This is a genomic window from Cryobacterium sp. CG_9.6 (assembly GCF_029893365.1).
GTDB lineage: Bacteria > Actinomycetota > Actinomycetes > Actinomycetales > Microbacteriaceae > Cryobacterium.
Genome location: NZ_JARXUZ010000001.1, coordinates 640,309 through 659,862 on the forward strand (window position 1 = coordinate 640,309; position 19,554 = coordinate 659,862).

Annotated in this window: 17 protein-coding genes and 1 pseudogene; 12 read left to right on the forward strand and 6 right to left on the reverse strand. The window is 64.5% G+C overall.

The window, feature by feature from the left end; all coding sequences use genetic code 11:
- Positions 1-5: 5 nt before the first annotated feature.
- From H4V99_RS03010 to H4V99_RS03055, 10 genes are all read left to right on the forward strand, one after another.
- Complete coding sequence (locus tag H4V99_RS03010; RefSeq protein WP_280675396.1) at positions 6-1,079, forward strand: NAD(P)-dependent oxidoreductase; 1,074 nt, start codon at positions 6-8, stop codon at positions 1,077-1,079.
- On the forward strand, positions 1,076-2,299 hold the full coding sequence (locus H4V99_RS03015; RefSeq protein WP_280675398.1) for an iron-containing alcohol dehydrogenase: 1,224 nt from the start codon (positions 1,076-1,078) through the stop codon (positions 2,297-2,299). Before H4V99_RS03010 ends, H4V99_RS03015 begins: the two co-directional genes overlap by 4 nt.
- 82 nt (positions 2,300-2,381) lie before the next feature.
- The gene (locus H4V99_RS03020; RefSeq protein ID WP_280675400.1) at positions 2,382-3,365 is read left to right on the forward strand and encodes a Gfo/Idh/MocA family oxidoreductase; all 984 of its coding nucleotides are present in this window, start codon (positions 2,382-2,384) and stop codon (positions 3,363-3,365) included.
- A 25-nt stretch (positions 3,366-3,390) separates the two neighbouring features.
- Entirely contained in the window at positions 3,391-4,869 is a 1,479-nt protein-coding gene (locus tag H4V99_RS03025) for a D-alanyl-D-alanine carboxypeptidase (protein WP_280675402.1), read from the forward strand.
- A 50-nt stretch (positions 4,870-4,919) separates the two neighbouring features.
- Positions 4,920-5,522: an isochorismatase family protein gene (locus H4V99_RS03030; protein ID WP_280675404.1), complete on the forward strand. Its 603-nt coding sequence runs from the start codon at positions 4,920-4,922 to the stop codon at positions 5,520-5,522.
- Complete coding sequence (locus H4V99_RS03035) at positions 5,519-6,256, forward strand: alpha/beta fold hydrolase (RefSeq protein WP_280675405.1); 738 nt, start codon at positions 5,519-5,521, stop codon at positions 6,254-6,256. The genes H4V99_RS03030 and H4V99_RS03035 overlap by 4 nt, the downstream gene beginning before the upstream one ends.
- A 151-nt stretch (positions 6,257-6,407) precedes the next feature.
- Positions 6,408-7,244: a DUF4397 domain-containing protein gene (locus H4V99_RS03040; protein ID WP_280675407.1), complete on the forward strand. Its 837-nt coding sequence runs from the start codon at positions 6,408-6,410 to the stop codon at positions 7,242-7,244.
- A gap of 15 nt (positions 7,245-7,259) precedes the next feature.
- Positions 7,260-7,907, forward strand: coding sequence for a class F sortase (locus tag H4V99_RS03045; protein ID WP_280675409.1), 648 nt, complete (start codon positions 7,260-7,262; stop codon positions 7,905-7,907).
- Between the two features lie 123 nt (positions 7,908-8,030).
- Positions 8,031-8,591, forward strand: a complete 561-nt coding sequence (locus H4V99_RS03050) for a sigma-70 family RNA polymerase sigma factor (RefSeq protein WP_280675411.1) — start codon at positions 8,031-8,033, stop codon at positions 8,589-8,591.
- Positions 8,575-9,384 (forward strand): anti-sigma factor, encoded by an 810-nt coding sequence (locus tag H4V99_RS03055; protein ID WP_280675413.1) that lies wholly within the window; start codon positions 8,575-8,577, stop codon positions 9,382-9,384. Before H4V99_RS03050 ends, H4V99_RS03055 begins: the two co-directional genes overlap by 17 nt.
- A 45-nt stretch (positions 9,385-9,429) precedes the next feature.
- Here H4V99_RS03055 and hpaD read toward each other — a convergent pair whose 3' ends face one another.
- The 6 genes and pseudogenes from hpaD to H4V99_RS03085 form a co-directional block, all read right to left on the reverse strand.
- Entirely contained in the window at positions 9,430-10,503 is a 1,074-nt protein-coding gene (hpaD, locus tag H4V99_RS03060; protein ID WP_280679917.1) for a 3,4-dihydroxyphenylacetate 2,3-dioxygenase, read from the reverse strand.
- 54 nt (positions 10,504-10,557) lie between these two features.
- Positions 10,558-12,054 (reverse strand): 5-carboxymethyl-2-hydroxymuconate semialdehyde dehydrogenase, encoded by a 1,497-nt coding sequence (hpaE, locus tag H4V99_RS03065; RefSeq protein ID WP_280675415.1) that lies wholly within the window; start codon positions 12,052-12,054, stop codon positions 10,558-10,560.
- Positions 12,051-13,007, reverse strand: a complete 957-nt coding sequence (dapA, locus tag H4V99_RS03070; protein WP_280675416.1) for a 4-hydroxy-tetrahydrodipicolinate synthase — start codon at positions 13,005-13,007, stop codon at positions 12,051-12,053. The genes hpaE and dapA overlap by 4 nt, the downstream gene beginning before the upstream one ends.
- A 159-nt stretch (positions 13,008-13,166) precedes the next feature.
- Positions 13,167-13,865, reverse strand: a complete 699-nt coding sequence (locus H4V99_RS03075; protein WP_280675417.1) for a GntR family transcriptional regulator — start codon at positions 13,863-13,865, stop codon at positions 13,167-13,169.
- The gene (locus tag H4V99_RS03080) at positions 13,847-15,316 is read right to left on the reverse strand and encodes a fumarylacetoacetate hydrolase family protein (protein WP_280675419.1); all 1,470 of its coding nucleotides are present in this window, start codon (positions 15,314-15,316) and stop codon (positions 13,847-13,849) included. The genes H4V99_RS03075 and H4V99_RS03080 overlap by 19 nt, the downstream gene beginning before the upstream one ends.
- 285 nt (positions 15,317-15,601) lie before the next feature.
- Positions 15,602-16,943, reverse strand: a pseudogene (locus tag H4V99_RS03085) (MFS transporter).
- A gap of 257 nt (positions 16,944-17,200) precedes the next feature.
- Between H4V99_RS03085 and H4V99_RS03090 the strand changes: the two are divergent.
- Both H4V99_RS03090 and H4V99_RS03095 read left to right on the forward strand, forming a co-directional pair.
- Positions 17,201-18,691 carry an NAD-dependent succinate-semialdehyde dehydrogenase gene (locus H4V99_RS03090; RefSeq protein ID WP_280675421.1) on the forward strand — a complete coding sequence of 497 codons (1,491 nt, stop codon included), beginning with the start codon at positions 17,201-17,203 and terminating at the stop codon, positions 18,689-18,691.
- A gap of 55 nt (positions 18,692-18,746) precedes the next feature.
- A complete protein-coding gene (locus tag H4V99_RS03095) occupies positions 18,747-19,553 on the forward strand; it encodes an RNA methyltransferase (protein WP_280675423.1) in 807 nt (268 codons plus the stop codon).
- Position 19,554 lies beyond the last annotated feature (1 nt).

The following is a 19,554-nucleotide window of genomic DNA, read 5'->3' on the forward strand; positions in this document are numbered from 1 at the left end:
CTTCTATGACCGCTCACCCGTCGACGCGAGTCGGCTTCATCGGCCTCGGCAACATGGGCTCCGGTATGACACGCAACCTGCAGAAGGCCGGCTTTGCGCTCGTGGTCAACGACATCCGCCGCGAATCGGCCGCGGAACTTATCGCTAACGGGGCGATCTGGGCCGATACGCCCGCCGAGGTTGCAGCCCAGACCGATGTTGTCATCACCATGCTGCCCACGCCGCGGCACGTTGACACGGTCGTCAATGGCAAGAACGGTATTCTGGCCGGCATCGCGGATGGAGGTTGTTGGATTGACATGTCCACCTCCGTCCCCGACGTGGCCAATGGAGTGCGGTTCGAGCACGCCAACCGAGGCCTGCGCATCGTGGATGCCCCCGTGAGCGGCATGTCGGTTGGTGCTGCATCGGGCATGCTGCAGATTTTCGTCGGCGGGTCGTCTGACGACTTCGACTCCCTGCGACCGATCTTTGAGGCGATGGGTGATCCGGACCGCATCCTGCATGTGGGTGCTGCCGGGACCGGCTACGCCGTCAAACTGATGATCAACCAGCTGTGGTTCTCGCACCTGGTGGCCACAGCCGAAGTGCTCAGCATCGGGGTGAAGGCCGGTGTCGATTTGGGTGTGCTTCGGGCCTCGCTCATTGCGAGTCCCGCCAACAGCAACTTTGTTCAACATGATGTGCTGTTGATTCTGGGCGACGGGGACTACGACGAGGGCTTCTCGATTGCCCTCGCCTGCAAGGACCTCGGTCTCTCTATTGATCTGGCTCGATCGGTGGGAGTTCCCGCCGAACTCAGTGGATTGGTCGAACAGATCTATCGCCGAGCTCGGGCCCAATACGGTGACGGTGCGGGGGAGATGAGCCCGGTGCGACTCTACGAAGACCTCAGCGGTATCAATCTGCGCCTGAACGATTCCACCTCGGCCAGTCCGGCCGAAGTGGTCGCGGCCGTGAGCGCTGCTGAAGAAGCCGCCGAGCTGTCAGCTGTGGCCTCAGTAGCCGCGTCGGTTGCTGCGTCCGTGGCCGCCGCCGCCGTGGCGTCATCGGTCAACTCGGATCTGGCCTCAGCATGAGTGCGTCTGCCAGCACAGCTGTTCCGCGCACCGCGACCGGTCTCGCCCCGCTGCCACAGCCGCTCAGCGAGACGTCGCTCGTTCTTGACCCCAAACCCGTGGCGCATTTTGGTCGCGGTACGGTCACTCAGGTAGGGCGCATCACTGCTGAGAGTGGGGTGACCCACGCGCTCATCGTCACGGATCCGTTCCTCGCTGTGAGCCCGATTACCGCGTCGGTACGCCGCGCCCTCGAATCGGCCGGCCTCCTCGTGACCGTATATGGCGGCGTCACGCCGAACCCCACAACGACCTGCGTTGACGAGGGAAGCGATCTTGCCGCAGCGGTTGGTGCCGATGGAATCGTGGCCGTGGGTGGTGGGTCATCGATGGACGCCGCGAAGGGAATTGCGCTCGGCGCCCTCAATCCGCAGCGGGGAATCGATTTGGACTACCGCAGCACCTTCGCTCACCCGGCCTTGCCGATCGTGGCCGTTCCCACGACCGCTGGAACAGGCGCCGAGGTGAACGCTTTTGGCGTGATCACAGACGTGGTGAGTCACCGCAAGTTCTATGTGGGCCATGACAGCGCCCTCGCCCGCGCGGCGGTGTTGGATCCGGATCTGACCGTTGGGCTGCCGTCGGGGGCGACGGCAGCCACGGGCATGGATGCGCTCACACATGCGTTGGAGTCGTACCTGTCCGTGCGGGCAAATCCCTACAGTGATGGAATCGCTCTGCAGGTCATCTCGACGGTTGCTGAGTTTCTTCCCCGGGCGTGTGAAAACGGGACCGATATTGAAGCTCGGGCCGAACTCTTGCTCGCGAGTCATGTGGCCGGTGTCGGTTTCTCCCACACCGGATTGGGGCTCGTGCACGGCATCGCGCATCCGCTCGGTGGCCAGTTCAACATTCCACATGGGCTTGCGCTCTGCATCGTGATCGAGGGTGTGTTGCGGTTCAACCTGGGGGCACGCACCGCCCGCATCGCTCGGGTGGCTTTTGCTCTCGGGGTGGGAAGCACCGCTGCGACCATCGACGAAAATGCGGAGAGCGCCATCTGTGCCATTGCCGCACTCGCGGTCACTGTGGGGATGACCGGCCCACTCGCAAAATTCGGAGTGACCGAGGGCGATCTTGCTTCCCTGGCCAGCGATACTCTTGCCGATACCGTCACCGTCAACAATCCCATTCAGCCCACCGCCGCTGACGTGATATCCATTCTTCGGCAGTCCCTGTGACAGCGGTGCCGCCGGACAACATCACGACAGGACTCTCCATCGGGTGCACCGGTGCCCGCGTGCGGCTGGGTAGGCTCGGGTCATGACTGATGGCATTCGCTGGGGAATCCTGGCCACGGGCGGTATCGCGCACTCCTTCACGGAGGATCTTGTTCTCACCGGACACACGGTGCAGGCCGTGGGGTCACGGTCGCAGCAATCCGCGGATGCTTTTGCGGCCGAGCTCGGTATTCCCAACGCGCACGCCAGTTACGAAGCGCTGGTGAATGACCCCGAGGTTGATGTCGTGTACGTGAGCACCCCGCATCCGTTCCATGCGCAGAACGCCACGCTCGCGTTGAACGCGGGCAAGCACGTATTGGTGGAGAAGTCCTTCACCCTCAACGCTCGCGAGGCGCGCGCGGTCGTGGACCTCGGCCGTGAGAAGAACCTCCTCGTGCAGGAGGCCATGTGGACGCGATTTTTGCCACACATGGTGCGAATTCGCGAGATTCTCGCCGCCGGAACCCTCGGCGACGTGCACAGCCTCATGGTGGACCACACCCAGGACCTGCCCGATGACCCGGCCCACCGACTGAACGCGCTGGCGCTGGGTGGTGGCGCGCTTCTCGACCTGGGCGTGTACCCCATCTCGTTCGCGTCGGCCCTCTTTGGCACACCGCAGACAATTCTCGCCTCGGCGTCCTTTAAGCCCACCGGAGCGGATGCTCAGGTCGCGACAATCTTTCGCTACGCCGGTGGCCAGATGGCCACGACACTCTCGGCGAGCGATACCAAGGGGCCGAACACGGCGAGCATTCTCGGAACCGACGGGCGCATTGACATCGACTCCGTCTGGTACGCGCCCACCACGTTCCGGGTGCTCAACAGTGCCAATGAGGTGACCGAGACGTTCGTGAGTGACGTGGTCGGGCGTGGCATGCAGTACGAAGCCACCGAGGTGGAAGAGCTCATTGCGGCCGGCAAGACCACGGGCGAGATCTTGAGCGCCGAGGAATCGGTGAGCATGATGGCGACCCTTGACGCCGTGCGGGAGCAGATCGGGTTGAGCTACCCGGGTGAGTAGCCAACTCGTCGGATAACATACTCGGGTGGCTACAGCAGACCTTCCCGGCACCGGTGACCAGCGCCCGACCCGGCGTGGTCTGGGCGCCGTCTTCGCGGCGCATCCCCGGGCCTGGCTCGCCGGGGCGGGCGCCCTCGTGTTCGTTCTCCTCGGAACGGGCGCGGTAATGGCGGGAGCGGCCACCGGCGGCGTCGAGCCGAGCGCGGCATCCGTCTCTGCCACAGCGTCGCCCACGCCGACGCCCACAGCCACGGTGCCGCCCGCTCGTCCTTCCCCCGCGGCGGTCACCGCGGCCAGCCGCCTGCGCACCTGCTCGGTAGCTGGGCTTGCCACGGATCCCCGGCTGGCAAACTTTCAGGGGCAGGTCGTGAATGCCACCACCGGCGAGGTGCTCTTCGATCGCGGTGGCACCACCGCTTCCGCCACCGCCAGTGCGCTCAAAGTGATTACGAGCGCCGCCGCCCTCAACGTGCTGGGGCCCGATTATCGGGCGTCCACCACCGTGGTGAAGGGGGCCGAACCCGGGCAGGTCGTGCTCGTGGGTGGGGGAGACCTCACCCTGTCGCGGCTGCCCACGGGGTCTGAACCGTTCTACACCGGTGCCGCTCACCTCGACAATTTGGCCGCGCAGGTGCGCACGGCGTGGGATGCTGACCCGGCCAACGCGGGCATACCGCTGACCAGCCTGGTTCTCGACTCGTCCTATTTCTCCGGCCCCGGCTGGGATGACGGCTGGGCACGGTCTGAGCTGGGCCTGGGTTTCATGCCCGAAATCACGGCCCTTCAGGTGGATGGCGACCGTGACAATCCCGCCCGCAGCACCTCGCCGCGCAGCGAGGACCCGATTGGCCGGGCCGGCTCGGCCTTCGCCGAGGCCCTCGGCGGCGGAGTCTCGGTGAGTGCGGGCACGGCGCCCGCGGGCGCCACCCAGCTGGGTGCCGTGCAGTCCCAGCCCGTATCAACGCTCATCCAGCAGTCGCTCATCGTGTCAGACAACACCATCGCCGAAATGCTCGCGCGCCTGGTGGCCATTCAGAGCGGGGCAGGCAACAGCTTCAGCGCCCTGCAGCAGGGAATCGTGGGTGGGCTCGCCAGCTACGGTGTCGACACGACCGGAATCGTGATCAAGGACGGCTCGGGGCTCAGCCCCGCGAACGCCGTTCCGCCGCGCTACTTCACCGAACTTTTCGTGAAGATCAATGCCCGGGAAGGTCATCTTGGCGTCATCTTCGATGGGTTACCGGTGGCGGGTGGCCCCTCCGGATCGCTCTCCTACAGCGACCGTTTCTCTGGTGCGAACGCCGCCGCCGACGGTGCCGTCTTCGCGAAGACGGGGTGGATTACCACCGGTTACACGCTGGCTGGCGTCATCCGCTCCGCTGACGGCACCCCGCTCACCTTCGCCGTTTATGCCCTCGGCAATGTGCGCGACAACGCGAAGCAAGCCATCGACACAATTACTACCGGGTTCTTCAGATGCGGCGATAATCTTTCTAACAACTAATTTCCTTGCTTCGACCTATTGCCCCCACGTCCAACCCCAAAGGAGCCATCGTGACCCGCGCACTGTTCATCATTGACGTACAGAATGATTTCACCGAGGGCGGCGTCTTGGCGGTCACGGGTGGGGAAGGCATTGCCGGAGCAATCAGCGCACTGCTTGCCGCGAAACCCCAGGCCTACCGGTCGATCTTCGCGTCACGCGACTGGCACGATGCCGATGCCGACAACGGCGGCCACATTGCCGATGAGCCGGATTTCGTGAGCACGTGGCCGGTGCACTGCGTCGCCGAGACGCCGGGGGCGCAATACCACCCCGCGCTCACGCTGCCAGAACGCACCGTGCACATTCTCAAGGGCCGTGGCGAGCCGGGATATTCCATTTTCTCGGGCGCAACGGATGCCGGTGAGAGCCTCGGTCGGCTGCTCACGCTGCGCGGGGTGACCGACATTGACGTGGTCGGACTCGCCACGGACCACTGCGTGCGCGCCTCGGTCATCGATGCGCTCGAGCACGGTCAGCATGTGCGGGTCCTCACCGATCTCGTGGCTGGCGTTGACACTGCCGCGAGTGAGGCCGCCCTCATGGAGATGGCGCACCTGGGCGCTGTGCTCGCCGAATCAACCGTCGTGACCCGCGACAGCGTGCTCGATTGAGGCAAACGCAGTTCGCTCGCCGCCTCGACGGCGTGCGAATCGCGTACGACAGTATTCCCGGGGAACAACCGATCATGCTCGTGCACGGTTTTGCGTCCTCGGGCACAGCAACCTGGGGTGCCACGGGGTGGGTTCGGTTTCTCACCGAGTCCGGACGGGGCGTGATCGTGCCAGATCTGCGTGGTCACGGCCGCAGCGATAGCCCGCACGCGGCGGCCGATTACGCTCCCCGCCAAATGGCAGCCGACCTCGTTCTCGTGCTCGACGACCTCGAACTCGGGCAGGTGGACGTGGTGGCGTATTCTCTCGGATGTCGGGTGGTCGCCGCCCTCACGCAACTTGCTCCCGAACGTGTGCGCCGCGTGGTTCTCGGCGGAGCGGGACCAATCGAGCACTTTGCCACCCTCGACCCGGCGGCGCTTGAGCAGTACATCCGGGACGGCAGCGTGCCGAGTGATCCAACCATCACGGCTGTCGTCGGCCCGGCCCTGGCCGGGGGCGCCGACCGGCTGTCGATCTTGGCCTGCGTGCAGGGCATGACGGGGTCTCGGCTCGACGTTCCCCGGACCATCCCGCAGCTGTACGTGTGTGGTGGAGCCGACCCGATTCCTGCCGGAGCGGAGGACCTCGCCCGCCGGACCGGTGCCGAGTATCTTGAGCTGCCGGGCCGCACCCACATCAACGCGCTCGGTGCGCCCGAGTTCAAACCGGCGGCCCTCGCCTTCCTCGGCTGAGCATTTTCCCGTGGAAGTGTCAGCGTCTTAATCAAATTCTTTTTGGTGCAGGTGCATCCGTTTTGGGCACTGCGGGAGAAGACATAGGTAAGAGGGAAGAAATTTGCCTCCCTTCACCACATTTACGCAGCACCCTAAGCAGGAGGAAACGATGCATAAGTCCCTCAAGATTGGCCTGACGGCCGGAGCCCTTGGCGCTCTCGTCGCCCTCGGCGGTATCGCACCCGCACAGGCGGCCGAAGGCGATGCTCAGCTGTCCGTCTTTCATGGCGTTCCCGGACTCACCGTCGACGTTTATGTCAACGACGCGCTGACCCTCGACAACTTCGCCCCCGGCGACCTTGCCGGCCCGCTCGCACTTGCCCCCGGCACCTACACGGTCGCCATCACGGCCGCGGATGCGGCTGATTCCAGCGCACCCGTTATCGGACCGGTTGATCTGCCCCTCGAGGCCGGCAAGAACTACACTGCCGTTGCTCACCTCAAGGCAGATGGCACCCCCACCGCCACGCTGTTCACCAACGACATCTCGCAGCTTGCTGCCGGTGAGGGCCGCTTGACGGTTCGCCACGTTGCAGCTGCTCCCGCGGTTGATATTCTGGCCAACGGCGCTGCCGCGATCACGAACCTCGAGAACCCGGCCGAGTCCGTACTCGTGCTTCCTGCCGGAACCATCTCGGCCGCTGTCGCCGCCACCGGAACGACTGACCCGGTGATTGGCCCGGCAGACGTGAACGTTGCCGAGGGCACGAACACGATCGTGTACGCGTGGGGTAGCCTCACCGACACGAACCTCGCCCTGGGCGTGCAGACGATCGACGGACTCCACTCCAACCCCGACAGCATCAACGCCGGTGGAGCTGGCCTGGCCGCAACGAACGCACCGAGTGAGACCACCGGACTCTGGGTCGGTGGCTTCGCAGCACTGCTCATGGGCCTTGTTGCCGCATCGGTGATCGGCATGCGCCGCGTTGCCGCGCGTCGCTAGTTAGGACCGCACATTATGAGAGCCACAGCGGGCACTGTCACAGCGCTCGCTGTGGCTCTTGTCTTGCTCACCGGGTGTGCCGCGACCTCCACGGAGGCCTCGGTCGCGCCCGCCACCACCGCAGCACCCAGCGTTGCTCCTGCACCGCCTCCCACCGCCGCAGTTGATGTCCCGAGGGTCTCATCTGCCCTGAGCGCGGCCCCGGACCTCGAGTCGCTGAGTCCGCAACGTATCCGAGTGGATTCGCTCGGCATCGATATGGCCATTGAACCTGTTGGCTTGGCCGCGGCCGGTGATATGGCTCTTCCCAAGAACCCCGACGTGGCCGCCTGGTATCGTTTTGGACCCGTTCCCAGCAGTGCGACCGGTGCCACGGTTATTGCCGCCCACGTTGACGCCCTCGTGTACGGACTGGGTCCGTTTGCCAAGCTCGCCGAGGCGCCGGCCGGTACCGAGATTGTGGTGACCACGACCGACGGTACAGAACACCGCTACGCCATCGACGCCACCGAAACGATGCCGAAGGGGGACGTACCGTGGGGAACGGTCTTTGATCGCGACGGTCCGTCCCGGCTCACGCTGGTCACCTGTGGCGGCGAATTCGACTACGAAAACCTTCGTTACTCGTCGAACGTCATTGTCTCGGCGCAGTCCATTCCGTGAGTGAAAACCATCATGCCCTCGCGTCGCTATGCTGTAGGTAAAGGTGGTCGAGGCCAGCTCTCCGGCGGACTCGAGACGCACGACCTTCCAAGGCATTCACCAACGGGGGGACACCGAGACGACGTGGTAGCACTCCCCAACGAAGATGACCACGCCCGCCTCGCTGAAGCGTTCAAGGCGGGTGACGAGCACGCACTCGCTGAGGCCTATGCCCGATGGTCATCTCTCGTCTACACGATTGCCGTGCGCTCCCTGGGCGATCCGACCGAAGCCGAGGACGTCACACAGAAGGTGTTCTTAGCCGCATGGCGTGGACGTGACTCCTTTGAACCGACACGATCGCGACTGCCGGCCTGGTTGGTGGGAATCACCCGGCACACGGTAGCGGATGCCCATGAGGCTCGCTCCCGCCGCAGGCGGGTGGAGGAAGCCGTGATCTTTGAGCGCGAACTTGTTCAAGCCGATGAGTCGGCGGACGTCGCCGATCGTGTGATGATGAGTGAGGAACTTCAACGGCTTGAGGCCATACCCCAACAGGTTATGCAGCTCGCCTTCTATGAGGACCTCACCCACACCCAGATTGCCGATAATCTCGGCATGCCCTTGGGCACCGTAAAGAGTCATATCCGTCGGAGCCTCACCCGGCTACGCACCAGATTGGAGGCGAATGATGACGCACATTGACCGAGACCATCTCGCCCTGATCGCCATGGCGGATTTCGACCTCACCGAGTCTGAGCGTCAGCACACGGCGGCATGCCACGAGTGCGCGTTGGATCTCATCTCTCTTCAGCACATCGTGGCGGTCGGTCGATCCGCCCGCACGGTCGAGCTGGCGACCCCCCGCGATGAGGTGTGGACACGCATTCATTCCGAGCTCAGGCTCAGTGCAGAAACTGCAGCGACGCCGCGCATCGTCGACGACGTCACGGACGAGGGCGAGGAAGAAACGTCACCCCCGCCGATTATCTCTCTGGTTGCTCCGTCTGTCCCGGTCGCTGATTCGGACAACGTTTCTGATATTCGGTCGCGTACTCGTCGGCGGGTGTGGTTTCCCGTGGCGGTGGCTGCCGGCGTCATTGGTCTCGTGGCGGGACTCGGCGGCGGTCTGTGGTGGGATTCGCTGCAAACGTCCTCGGTTCCTGTCATCGCTGAAGCTCAACTAGAGCCCTTCCCCGGCTGGGATGCCAGCGGTAGCGTTCAGGTTGAGAGGTCAGCCGACGGGCATCGGGACGTGGTGGTGAACCTCACCGCAGCGCCGGCGGGAGCGGAGCTGCGCGAGGTCTGGTTGATCAAAGCCGACGCATCCGCTCTGATCAGCATCGGGCTCCTCGATGGAGACAGCGGGCGGTTCAGTATTCCGGCTGCTGTGGACCTGGCGCAGTACTCTCTCGTTGACGTGTCGGCGGAGCCTGACGATGGTAATCCGGCCCATTCCAGTGATTCCATCGTGCGTGGAGAACTGCACACCCTCTAACGAGCACGCCCGTACCGTTCTCTTGATCGGCACGGGCGGAGCGGTTTACAGTGTGTTGCCGAGCTTGAAGCCGGCGACGGTGTCGTCCTGGCGCGTGTAGGAGAAGCCGTCGGCGCCCACGGTCACGGCCATTTCGCTCGGCTCGTCGCGCGTGAGCACCGGTTGCGGGTTACCGTCCAGGTCGAGAACCAGCGACGCATCGGTGTACCAACTGGGAACAACGGGGTTTCCCCACCAGTCGCGCCGCTGGTTGTCATGCACGTCCCAGGTGACCACGGGGTTGTCGGGATCGCCCGTGTAATAGTCCTGGGTGTAAATCTCGACGCGGTGGCCATCGGGATCGCGCAGATACAGGTAAAAGGCATTCGAGACACCGTGACGACCGGGTCCGCGTTCAATCAGGTCGCTCTTGCGGAGAGCCCCGAGCTTGTCGCAGATATAGATGATGTTGTGCTTTTCGTGCGTCGCGAACGCGATGTGATGCATGCGGGGGCCGTTGCCGCCGGTGAGGGCGGTATCGTGCACGGTGTCCTTGCGGCGGAGCCACGCGGCGTAGGTGACGCCGTCGGCATCCTGAATGTCTTCCGTCACCCGAAAGCCGAGGTCTTCGAGGTACTTACGGCCACGACCGACGTCTGGAGTGACCTGATTGAAATGGTCGAGGCGAACAAGGGCGCCAGGACCCTGCAAATCAAAACGCCACGACAAACGTTCCACGTGGTCAACGGTGAAAAAGAACTCGTAGGGGAATCCGAGCGGGTCTTCAACGCGCACGCTGTCACCCACGCCCCGCACGAAACCGTCCGCTCGGCGCTCGGTGCGGCAGCCGAGCTCCTGGTAGTAGGCCTCGGCGAGGTCCACGTCTTCGGGGGTTCGCACGCGAAACGCCAGGGCGGCGACGGCGGCAACCGGGCCCTGGCGCAGCACGAGGTTGTGATGGATGAATTCCTCAAAGCCGCGGAGGTAGATTTCGGTCTCGTTCTCCTCGGTGACAACGAGACCGAGAATATCCACGTAGAACTCGCGTGACCGGGCCAGATCGGTCACCACGATGACCATGTAGGCAGAGCGCAAAATATCGGGTGGGGTGGCGGTGGGCGTAGGAATCGGGTTGGTCACGTGAGTCATGAGATTCTCCTCGGTGAGATTCAGAAACGGGGACGTTGGGGTGCTCTAGAGAGCGCCGAAGTGGGGGGTGTGCACCGGCGCAAGGGTGATGTGGACGGCCTGTTGATCGGTGTAAAAGTCCAGGGAACGGTAGCCACCCTCGTGGCCGAGCCCGCTGGCTTTGACTCCGCCGAACGGAGTGCGCAGGTCACGCACGTTGTGCGAGTTGAGCCACACCATCCCTGCGTCCACGGACTGCGCGAAGGTATGCGCACGTTCAAGATTGCTGGTCCAAATGTAGGCCGCAAGACCGTACTTGACGCCGTTCGCCAGCTCGAGTGCCTCCTCGTCGGTGTCGAAGGGGGTGATCGCCACGACCGGTCCGAAGATTTCCTCCTGAAAGATGCGTGCTGTCGGAGCGACATCAGCAAACACCGTCGGAGACACATAATTGCCCTCGGGCAGGTCGGCGGGGCGGCCTCCACCAGCCAGGAGACGGCCTTCGGTCTTGCCGATCTCCACGTAGCTCATCACCTTGGCATAGTGCTCCGGGTGCACGAGTGCACCCACCTCGGTGGCTGGGTCGTGCGGATCGCCCACCACGATACGCTCGGCTCGGGCGGCGTAGCGCGCGCAGAAGTCGTCGTACACCGACCGCTCCACCAGAATGCGACTCGATGCGGTGCAGCGTTCGCCATTAAGCGAAAACACTGCGAACAGGGTCGAGTCGATGGCGGCCTCGATGTCGGCGTCGGCAAAGATGACGGCCGGTGACTTGCCACCGAGCTCCATCGACATGCCCTTGAGATTCGCAGCGCAGTTGCGGTAAATGGTCTGGCCGGTGGTCGTTTCGCCGGTGAAGGAGATGAGGGGGACATCCGGATGCTTGACCAGCGCGTCACCCGCTTCCTCACCGATGCCGTTGACTAGGTTGAAGACCCCCTCGGGAACACCGGCGGTGCGAAAGATCTCGGCCCAGAGGCTCGCCGAGAGCGGTGTGAACTCGGCGGGCTTGAGCACCACGGTGCAGCCGGACGCCAGTGCGGGCGCCAGCTTCCAGCTTTCGAGCATGAACGGGGTGTTCCACGGGGTGATCAGTCCCGCCACGCCGACCGGTTTACGGTTCACGTAGTTGAGCTGTCGACCGGGCACCTTGTAGGTGTCGTCGGACTGCGCCACGATCAGATCCGCGAAAAACCGAAAGTTCTCGGCCGCACGCTGTGCTTGACCAAACGCCTGCGTGATCGGCAGGCCGGTATCGAAGGTCTCCAGTTCGGCCAGTCGGGAATCCTGCGCCTCCACGGCGTCGGCGATGCGATGCAGCACGCGGGCTCGGGCGCGGGGGAGCATTCTGGGCCACGGTCCGGTGTCAAAAGCCGTCTTCGCCGCCGCGACGGCACGATCGATGTCGGCCTGCTGACCGGCCGCCGCCGTGGCGTAGGTCTGGTTCGACACCGGGTCGAGCACGTCGAAGGTCTCCCCGTTCACACTGTCCACGAACTGGCCGCCGATGAAGTGTTGAATATGGGTGGGCAGGTTCTGTGGGACGTGCAGCGTACTCATCTGAGCGGCCCGGTCTCGGTGAAGGAGAACCCGGCGCTGGAGGTGAGATAGTGCGATCCGGCAGCCATAAGAATGCGAACCTTGGCGAGCCCACCCGGCGTGAGCTCGATGAGGGGCGGCCGCACGAAGGCACTCGCAATCAGTCCCTGTTGAGCCATCACCCATTTGCCCGGTGCCGGGTTTGTCTCGACAAAGAGTAGGTCCACGAGCGGGTGCAGACCGTAGTGAATGGTTCGAGCGCGATCAAGGTCACCCGACTCCCACGCCTCAAACATCTCGGCCACGGCGGCCGGTGCAATGTTGGAGGTTGCGCTCACAAAACCCGCACCACCGAGGGCCATCAGCGGCAGGCAGAGCAGCTCGAGGCCGCTCCACACCATGAGTTCGGGCCCGCAGAGCTGCAGCACACGTGAGAAGTGCTCGAAGTCCTTGGTGGTTTCTTTGACGCCGATGAAGTTGTCGAAGTCACGGTAGAGACGGGACACGGTCTCGGGCGCGATGTCGACGGCCGTGCGGCTCGGTACGTTGTAGGCCACGATCGGCAGGTCGGGGAACTCCTCGCAGACGGTTTTGTACCAGACGTACAGCGCCTCCTGCGTGGGGCGGGCGTAGTACGGCGTGATGATGAGCGCGGCGTCGATTCCGGCGTCACGGCCCGCTGCCGTGAGTTCGAGAGTCTCGTCGAGTTTGGTCGACCCGGTTCCGGCCATGAAGTGCACCCGGTCATTGTTGGCTGCAGCGACGGTGCGAATGGCCTCGGCCCGCTCAGTGATGGTTTGTGAGCTCGGTTCTCCCGTCGATCCCCCAATCGACAACCCGTGAGACCCGGATGCGATCTGCCAATTCACCAGATTGGTCAGACCCGCGTGGTCCACGGCTCCGTCCGCGGTGAACGGGGTCATCAGGGCGGCGATGGATCCGCGAATCTGGCTCGGGCTGCTGCGAAACCTCATGATGTGGTCCTTCCGGTGTGGTGGCTGTGGTGGGTGTGGTGGTGGGTTGCGAGTTCAGGAGATCGGGGCGGGGGCATCCGCTCTGCCGCATGCTTACGGGGGTGTTGCAGAGCCGTGGCCGCGGATCTCCTGAAGTAGCGACAGAGGTGACGTGTCATGTCAGGTGTTGTCGGGCCGAGCGGGCTGCGGGTTACTCGCACGAGAGGCCAGGAAGGCCTCCAGGGTGGCCAGTCGGTGGTTTCGCGCGGCCAGCTCGATCTCAAGCGGCGAGGCACCCTGCTCGATGAGGTCGAGCAGATGGCTGTGCTCGGCCACGGATTCCGCGGCGCGGCCGGGCACGAAACCGAACGTGGACTCTCGCAGCACCGTGAGCCGGTTCCAGCCCCGGTGCACGAGATCGAGAATATGCGGGTTGGGGCATGTGCTGTAGAGCTCGGCGTGGAACTCGCGATTGAGGGCGGTGAAGCGAATGGGGTCGAAGTGCGCGAGGGTCTCGGCGAGGTCGGCGTTGATGTGACGGGCGCGAGCGAGGGCATCCGCTGTGAGGAGGGGAGCGGAGAGAGCCGTGGCCGCACCCTCGAGGAGGCCGAGCGTTTGCATGGTGTGCTGGTATTCGATGGGGTCGAGCATGGCCACCTGGGCGCCCACGTTGCGCGTGAATGTCACCAGCCCCTCGGCTTCGAGGCGGCGGATGGCCTCCCGCACCGGCACGGGACTCATCGCGATTTCGCGTCCGATCTGGTCGAGCACGAGCCGGTAGCCGGGTCCGAACGTGCCCCCGTTAATGCGGGTCTTGAGCCAGTCATAGGCGCGCTGCGCCTTGCCCACCGGCGGCGCGACTACTGTTTCGGCTGCCATGAGTGGTACCGGTCCTTCCAGGCGGCGTTCATCGGGTACAGGCCGTCCACGCCCTCGCCCGCGGCGACCATCTCGGCAATGAAGGTCTCTTCGCGTTCCTGCTCTATCGCATCCGTCACGAGGTCTTCGATGAGGTGCGGGGGAATCACGAGTACGCCGTCAGCATCGCCCACAATAATGTCGCCGGGCTGAACGGATGCCCCGCCGCACGCAATTGTGAGGTCCACGTCCCACGGAACGTGGCGTCGGCCGAGCACGGCCGGGTGAGCGCCGGCGTGATAGGCCGGAATGTCGAGGGCCTCAACGGCGGCGAGGTCACGCACGCCGCCGTCGGTCACGATGCCGGCCGCGCCGCGCACCTGTGCTCGAAGGGCGAGGATGTCGCCGACCGTGCCGGTTCCCGTTTCACCGCGAGCTTCAATGACGAGCACATCGTCGGGATTGAGGCCATCGAAGGCCCGCTTCTGGGCGTTGTAGCCGGCACCGTGCGATTGGAACAGGTCTTCGCGGGCGGGAATGAAGCGCAGCGTTCGCGCGCGGCCCACCATGCGCTGGGCGGGATGCGTCGGACGCACGCCGTCGATGCTCATGGTGTTGAAGCCGCGCTTGCGCAGCTGGGCGCTCAGCGTTGCGGTGCCCACACTGTTGATGCGTGCCTTGAGATCGTCGGTGAGGCTAACGGTGGGTGGCGCAGCAGGCAGACCGGCGGCCGCTGCCGAGCCCCAGGCCTCGGTGCGCTGGTGGTCGTCTACCTGCGGGCGGGCCCCCCAGACACCGAATTCAACCGTGCCCTCGGTCACCGGGGTCACCAGGCGACCGCTGGTCGGGGCACCTATCGCGTCGGGGGCATCGACCTCGACCTCGACCACATCTCCGGGCTTCACAACGGATGCCCCCGCCGGCGTACCCGTGAGGATCACGTCACCCTGTTCCAGCGTGATGAGCTGGGCGAGGTCGGCCACGAGCTGCCCGAAGGGAAAGAACAGGTCCGCGGTGGTGTCGCTTTGCACGAGCTGCCCGTTCACCCAGGTGCGCACGCGCAGGGCCGTGGGGTCGAGGGAGTGCGCCGGGAGAATATTCGGCCCGACGGGTGTGAAGCCGTCGCCGCCCTTCGAGCGCAGGTTCGATCCCTTGTCGGCGGAGCGCAGATCGTAGACACCGAAATCATTCGCGGCGGTGACCCCCGAGACCGCAGCCCACCCGTCTTCGGGACGGATCCCACGCACCCGACGCCCAATGATGAGCGCAATCTCTCCCTCGAACGCGAGGAGTTCAGTGCCCTTGGGGCGCACGATGGCGGTGCCGGAGCTCGACACGCTCGTGCCGGGTTTCAGAAAGTAGGAGGGCTGCTCGGGAACTCGGCCGCGCTGGGCGGCACGCGAAGGGTAGTTCACGTGAACAGCAATTACCTTGCCAGGACGGGCGAGGAACGGCGTCGATTCGTGAGTCATGGCATCCTCTCGCAACACTGCGGTTTATATAGGAAACCATATACGATCCAAGTCGCGGTGTCGAGGGTGTGATTGTGCAAGGTCGCTACGGCTTTCGGTGGCCGCTGCGGCGGTTACCGTAGCGGCCGCCGATTTCAAGCGCGGTGGTCCGCGATTTCAGGCGCGGCCCTCCATTTCAGGCGCGGTAACCCTTTTAAGCGGATGCGGGGCGGGGCGGGACGCATGGATGCCCCGGCGACGTGCGCCGAGGCATCCATTTGTGTAATCCGTCGTGGGTGGATCCCGCTAGTCGTGGGCACTGACGCCGAGGTGCACGCCCTTTGTCTCCGTCACGAGACTGACGGCCGTAAACGAGATGGCGGCTAGCACCATGAGATAGATGGCGATCGACGTGGTCTGTCCGGTCTTGTCAAGGAGCAGCTGCGCAATGAGCGGGGCGAAGGCGCCGCCGAGAATGGCGCCGAGGGCATAGCCGATGGACACTCCCGAGTAGCGCACCTGAGCGGGGAACATTTCGGCGTAGAGCGCCGCCTGAGGTCCGTACGAGAAACCGAGTCCGGCGGCGAGGATGATGAGCGCGAGGGCGAACCACATGATGTCACCGGTGTCGATGAGCAGGAACATAGGGATGGACCAGAGGAACAGGAACGCATACCCGAGCTGGAATGTGCGGATGCGTCCTGTCGGACAGGATGCCGCCGAGCATGGTGGACGCGAGCCAGAACACGGCGGCAACGGTGCTGGCCACGAGCACGGGCGAGCGCTCCATGCCGAGGCCACCAGCCTCGACTGGCTTCGTCGCGTAGGACGAGAAGAATGCGATCAACATGTAGCCGGCAGCGTTGTTGGCGATGAAAATGAGTGCGGTGAGGATCACCTGGCGCCAGTGTCCACGGAACAGCTGAGCGAGCGGTGCGGCGGACTCCTTCTTGCGGGCCTGCATCTCCTTGAAAACGGGACTCTCATCGACGGCCTTGCGAATGACATATCCCACGACGATGAGGAGCACCGAGACGAGGAACGGGATGCGCCAGCCCCAGCTGAGGAAGGCTTCCTCGCTCATGGAGGTGGTGACGGCGAGCATCACACCGGTGGCCAGAATGAGCCCGACCGGAACACCGATCTGTGGGTAGGCGCCGAAGAAGCCACGCTTGGTCACCGGTGCGTGCTCGACACTCATGAGGGCTGCCCCGCCCCACTCGCCGCCAGCGGAGAAGCCCTGCAAAATACGCAGCACGATGAGCAGAATCGGTGCCCAGACTCCGATTTGATCAAACGTGGGGAGGAGCCCGATGAGTGCCGTGGCCGCACCCATCATCATGAGCGTGAAGACCAGCATGGCCTTGCGGCCTAGGCGATCGCCCAAGTGCCCCGCCACAATCGCGCCGAGCGGGCGAAAGAGAAAACTGATTCCGAGAGACGCCCAGGCCACGAGCTGCGCGAGTGGCGCGTTGTCGCCGGCGAGCGGGGCGAAGAAGAGGCCGGCGAGTACGAGGCCGGCGGCCTGCGCATAGATGAAGAAGTCGTACCACTCGATGGTGGTTCCCACCATGGTGCCCGCGAGAACACGGCGCTCCTCGGCTCGTTTGGCAGCCGTCGTCTGCGGGGCATCGGTCGTTATAGCCATGGAATACTCCTATGTATTTCACTGCGGTTCTCGGGAAGGGTGGTGTGACACGCGCGCTGGCGGCCGGTGAACCCGGCACGTCGGCAGTATGGCACGCTTGAGCTGCATTACCTACCTATCGGTAAGTATTGATTTCGACAAATCAACGGTCCCACACCCGAACACACTGCCGTTGTGCGCGGAGATGCCGCGGCGCAGGCCGCTCGCAGTACGCCCGAGCAGATACATTTAAACCACAAGATCTTCGAGGAGGAACCATGACGCAGGTTACAGAATCACGAAACGTCGAAGCAGAGTTGCTGGCGCGCGTACCTACCCAACTGTTCATCGGCGGGGAATGGCGGGCGGCATCCGCTGGTCGCACCCTCGATGTTGTGGACCCGGCCACCGGACTGGTCATCAGGACCATCGCTGACGCGAGCGTTGCGGATGGCGCGGCCGCCCTGGATGCGGCCGTCGCGGCCCAGGCGGGGTGGGCGGCAACGGCACCGCGCGTGCGCGGCGAGATTCTGCGGCGTGCCTTTGATCTTCTGCAGGAACGCAAAGAAGACTTCGCTCTGCTGATGACCATGGAAATGGGAAAGCCGCTCGCCGAGGCGCGCGGTGAGGTTGCTTATGGCGGCGAGTTCCTGCGCTGGTTCAGCGAAGAAGCCGTGCGCATCAGTGGCCGCTACGGCGCCAACCCCGAGGGAACCGGGCGCATGATCGTGTCCCAGCAGCCCGTGGGACCCTGCTTCTTGATCACCCCGTGGAATTTTCCGCTCGCCATGGCCACCCGCAAGATTGCGCCTGCCCTCGCTGCCGGTTGCACCGTGGTGGTGAAGCCCGCCGAGCTCACGCCGCTCACCACGCTCCTGTTCGTGGCGCTGCTCGAGGAGGCCGGGCTGCCCGCTGGCGTCGTAAACGTGCTCACCACCTCGCAATCGGGTGCCGTTTCTGGACCTATCATCGCCGACTCACGCCTGCGCAAGTTGAGCTTCACCGGCTCGACCGCCGTGGGCAAGGCGCTCATCCGCCAGTCGGCCGAGAACGTTCTGCGTACCTCGATGGAGCTGGGCGGCAACGCACCGTTCCTCGTCTTCGCCGATGCCGACCTCGACAAGGCTGTGGACGGCGCGATGATCGCGAAGTTCCGCAACATCGGTCAGGCGTGCACCGCAGCGAACCGCTTCATCGTGCACGAGTCTATTGCGGACGAGTTTGCCCGCCGGGTGACCGAGCGCGTGAACGCGTTTGTTGTGGGCCGCGGCACCGAGGCCGGCATTACGATCGGCCCGCTGATCAACGCGGCAGCCGTCGCCAAATCGGACGCCCTCGTGCAGGATGCCCTGTCCCGGGGTGCCGTTCTGCATACCGGCGGCACCGCCATTGAGGGGGTCGGCACGTTCTATGCGCCCACCGTCATCAGTGGCGTCACGGTAGGCAGTGACATTTTGGCCGAGGAAATCTTCGGCCCGGTTCTCGCGATCAGCACCTTCTCCGATGAGGACGAGGCCGTTCGCATGGCCAACGACAGCGACTTCGGTCTGATCAGCTATGTCTTCACCGCGGACTTCGCCCGTGGCCAGCGCATGATGGAGCGACTGGAATCCGGAATGCTCGGCCTCAATACCGGCGTCGTCTCCAATGCGGCGGCCCCCTTCGGCGGCGTCAAGCAGTCCGGCCTCGGCCGTGAGGGCGGGCTCGAAGGTATCCGTGAATACCTCTCCACGAAGTACACGCTCACACCGGACCCCTTCCTCGGGTAACCGGCCGGTCGCGCACCCTCCCGCGCGTCGGGAGGGTGCTCGGTACACTTGTTCGATGCCCATTATTGAGATTGCCGATCTGAGCGATCCGCGGCTCGTAGACTATGCCCACGTCACCGATGTGGCCCTGAAAAAGGCGCGCGGCACCGAGCACGGACTCTATATAGCCGAATCGGCATTGGTTCTGGAGCGTGCATTGCGCGCGGGGCATGAACCCCGATCGGTGCTCGCGTTGGGCAACACTGCCGAGGAAGCTGTGGGTGTTCTCGGCGACTGGGCCGACCGTGTTCCGGTCTTCGTGGGTCCCGGGGAACTCCTCGCCGAACTCACCGGCTACATTTTGCATCGCGGTGTGATTGCCGCCATGCACCGGCCCGAGCTTCCCGATGCCGATGACCTGCTGGCGCGTGCGCGCCGCATCGTCATTCTTGAGAATGTCGCCGATCCCACCAACGTGGGCGCCATCTTCCGGTCCGCCGGGGCAATTGGTGCCGACGCTATTCTCGTGACGCCGCGCTGCTCCGACCCGTTTTATCGCCGCTCCATTCGCGTCTCCATGGGCACCGTGCTGCAGGTGCCGTGGACCCGTGTCGGCGATTGGTCGTCCACCCGCGAACTGCTCACCCGGCACGGCTTTCACGTGGCTGCGCTGGCTCTCACCGCGGATGCCGTGAGCCTGCGTGATGTCACCGGCCACGAGCACGAACGGCTGGCCCTGCTGCTGGGCGCCGAGGGCGAAGGCCTCACCCCCGAGGCCCTCGACGCCTCCGACAGCGTCGTCCAGATTCCGATGAAGCACGGCATCGACTCGCTCAACGTGGCTGCGGCCAGCGCGGTCGCCATGTGGGCGCTCTCCGGCTAGT

Bases quoted from the DNA above. Each gene is read 5' to 3' on its own strand.
- H4V99_RS03010 (WP_280675396.1), top strand. From the start codon at position 6: ATGACCGCTCACCCGTCGACGCGAGTCGGCTTCATCGGCCTCGGCAAC.
- H4V99_RS03015 (WP_280675398.1), top strand. From the start codon at position 1,076: ATGAGTGCGTCTGCCAGCACAGCTGTTCCGCGCACCGCGACCGGTCTC.
- H4V99_RS03020 (WP_280675400.1), top strand. From the start codon at position 2,382: ATGACTGATGGCATTCGCTGGGGAATCCTGGCCACGGGCGGTATCGCG.
- H4V99_RS03040 (WP_280675407.1), top strand. From the start codon at position 6,408: ATGCATAAGTCCCTCAAGATTGGCCTGACGGCCGGAGCCCTTGGCGCT.
- H4V99_RS03045 (WP_280675409.1), top strand. From the start codon at position 7,260: ATGAGAGCCACAGCGGGCACTGTCACAGCGCTCGCTGTGGCTCTTGTC.
- H4V99_RS03055 (WP_280675413.1), top strand. From the start codon at position 8,575: ATGATGACGCACATTGACCGAGACCATCTCGCCCTGATCGCCATGGCG.
- hpaE (WP_280675415.1), bottom strand. From the start codon at position 12,054: ATGAGTACGCTGCACGTCCCACAGAACCTGCCCACCCATATTCAACAC.
- dapA (WP_280675416.1), bottom strand. From the start codon at position 13,007: ATGAGGTTTCGCAGCAGCCCGAGCCAGATTCGCGGATCCATCGCCGCC.
- H4V99_RS03075 (WP_280675417.1), bottom strand. From the start codon at position 13,865: ATGGCAGCCGAAACAGTAGTCGCGCCGCCGGTGGGCAAGGCGCAGCGC.
- H4V99_RS03080 (WP_280675419.1), bottom strand. From the start codon at position 15,316: ATGACTCACGAATCGACGCCGTTCCTCGCCCGTCCTGGCAAGGTAATT.
- H4V99_RS03090 (WP_280675421.1), top strand. From the start codon at position 17,201: ATGACGCAGGTTACAGAATCACGAAACGTCGAAGCAGAGTTGCTGGCG.
- H4V99_RS03095 (WP_280675423.1), top strand. From the start codon at position 18,747: ATGCCCATTATTGAGATTGCCGATCTGAGCGATCCGCGGCTCGTAGAC.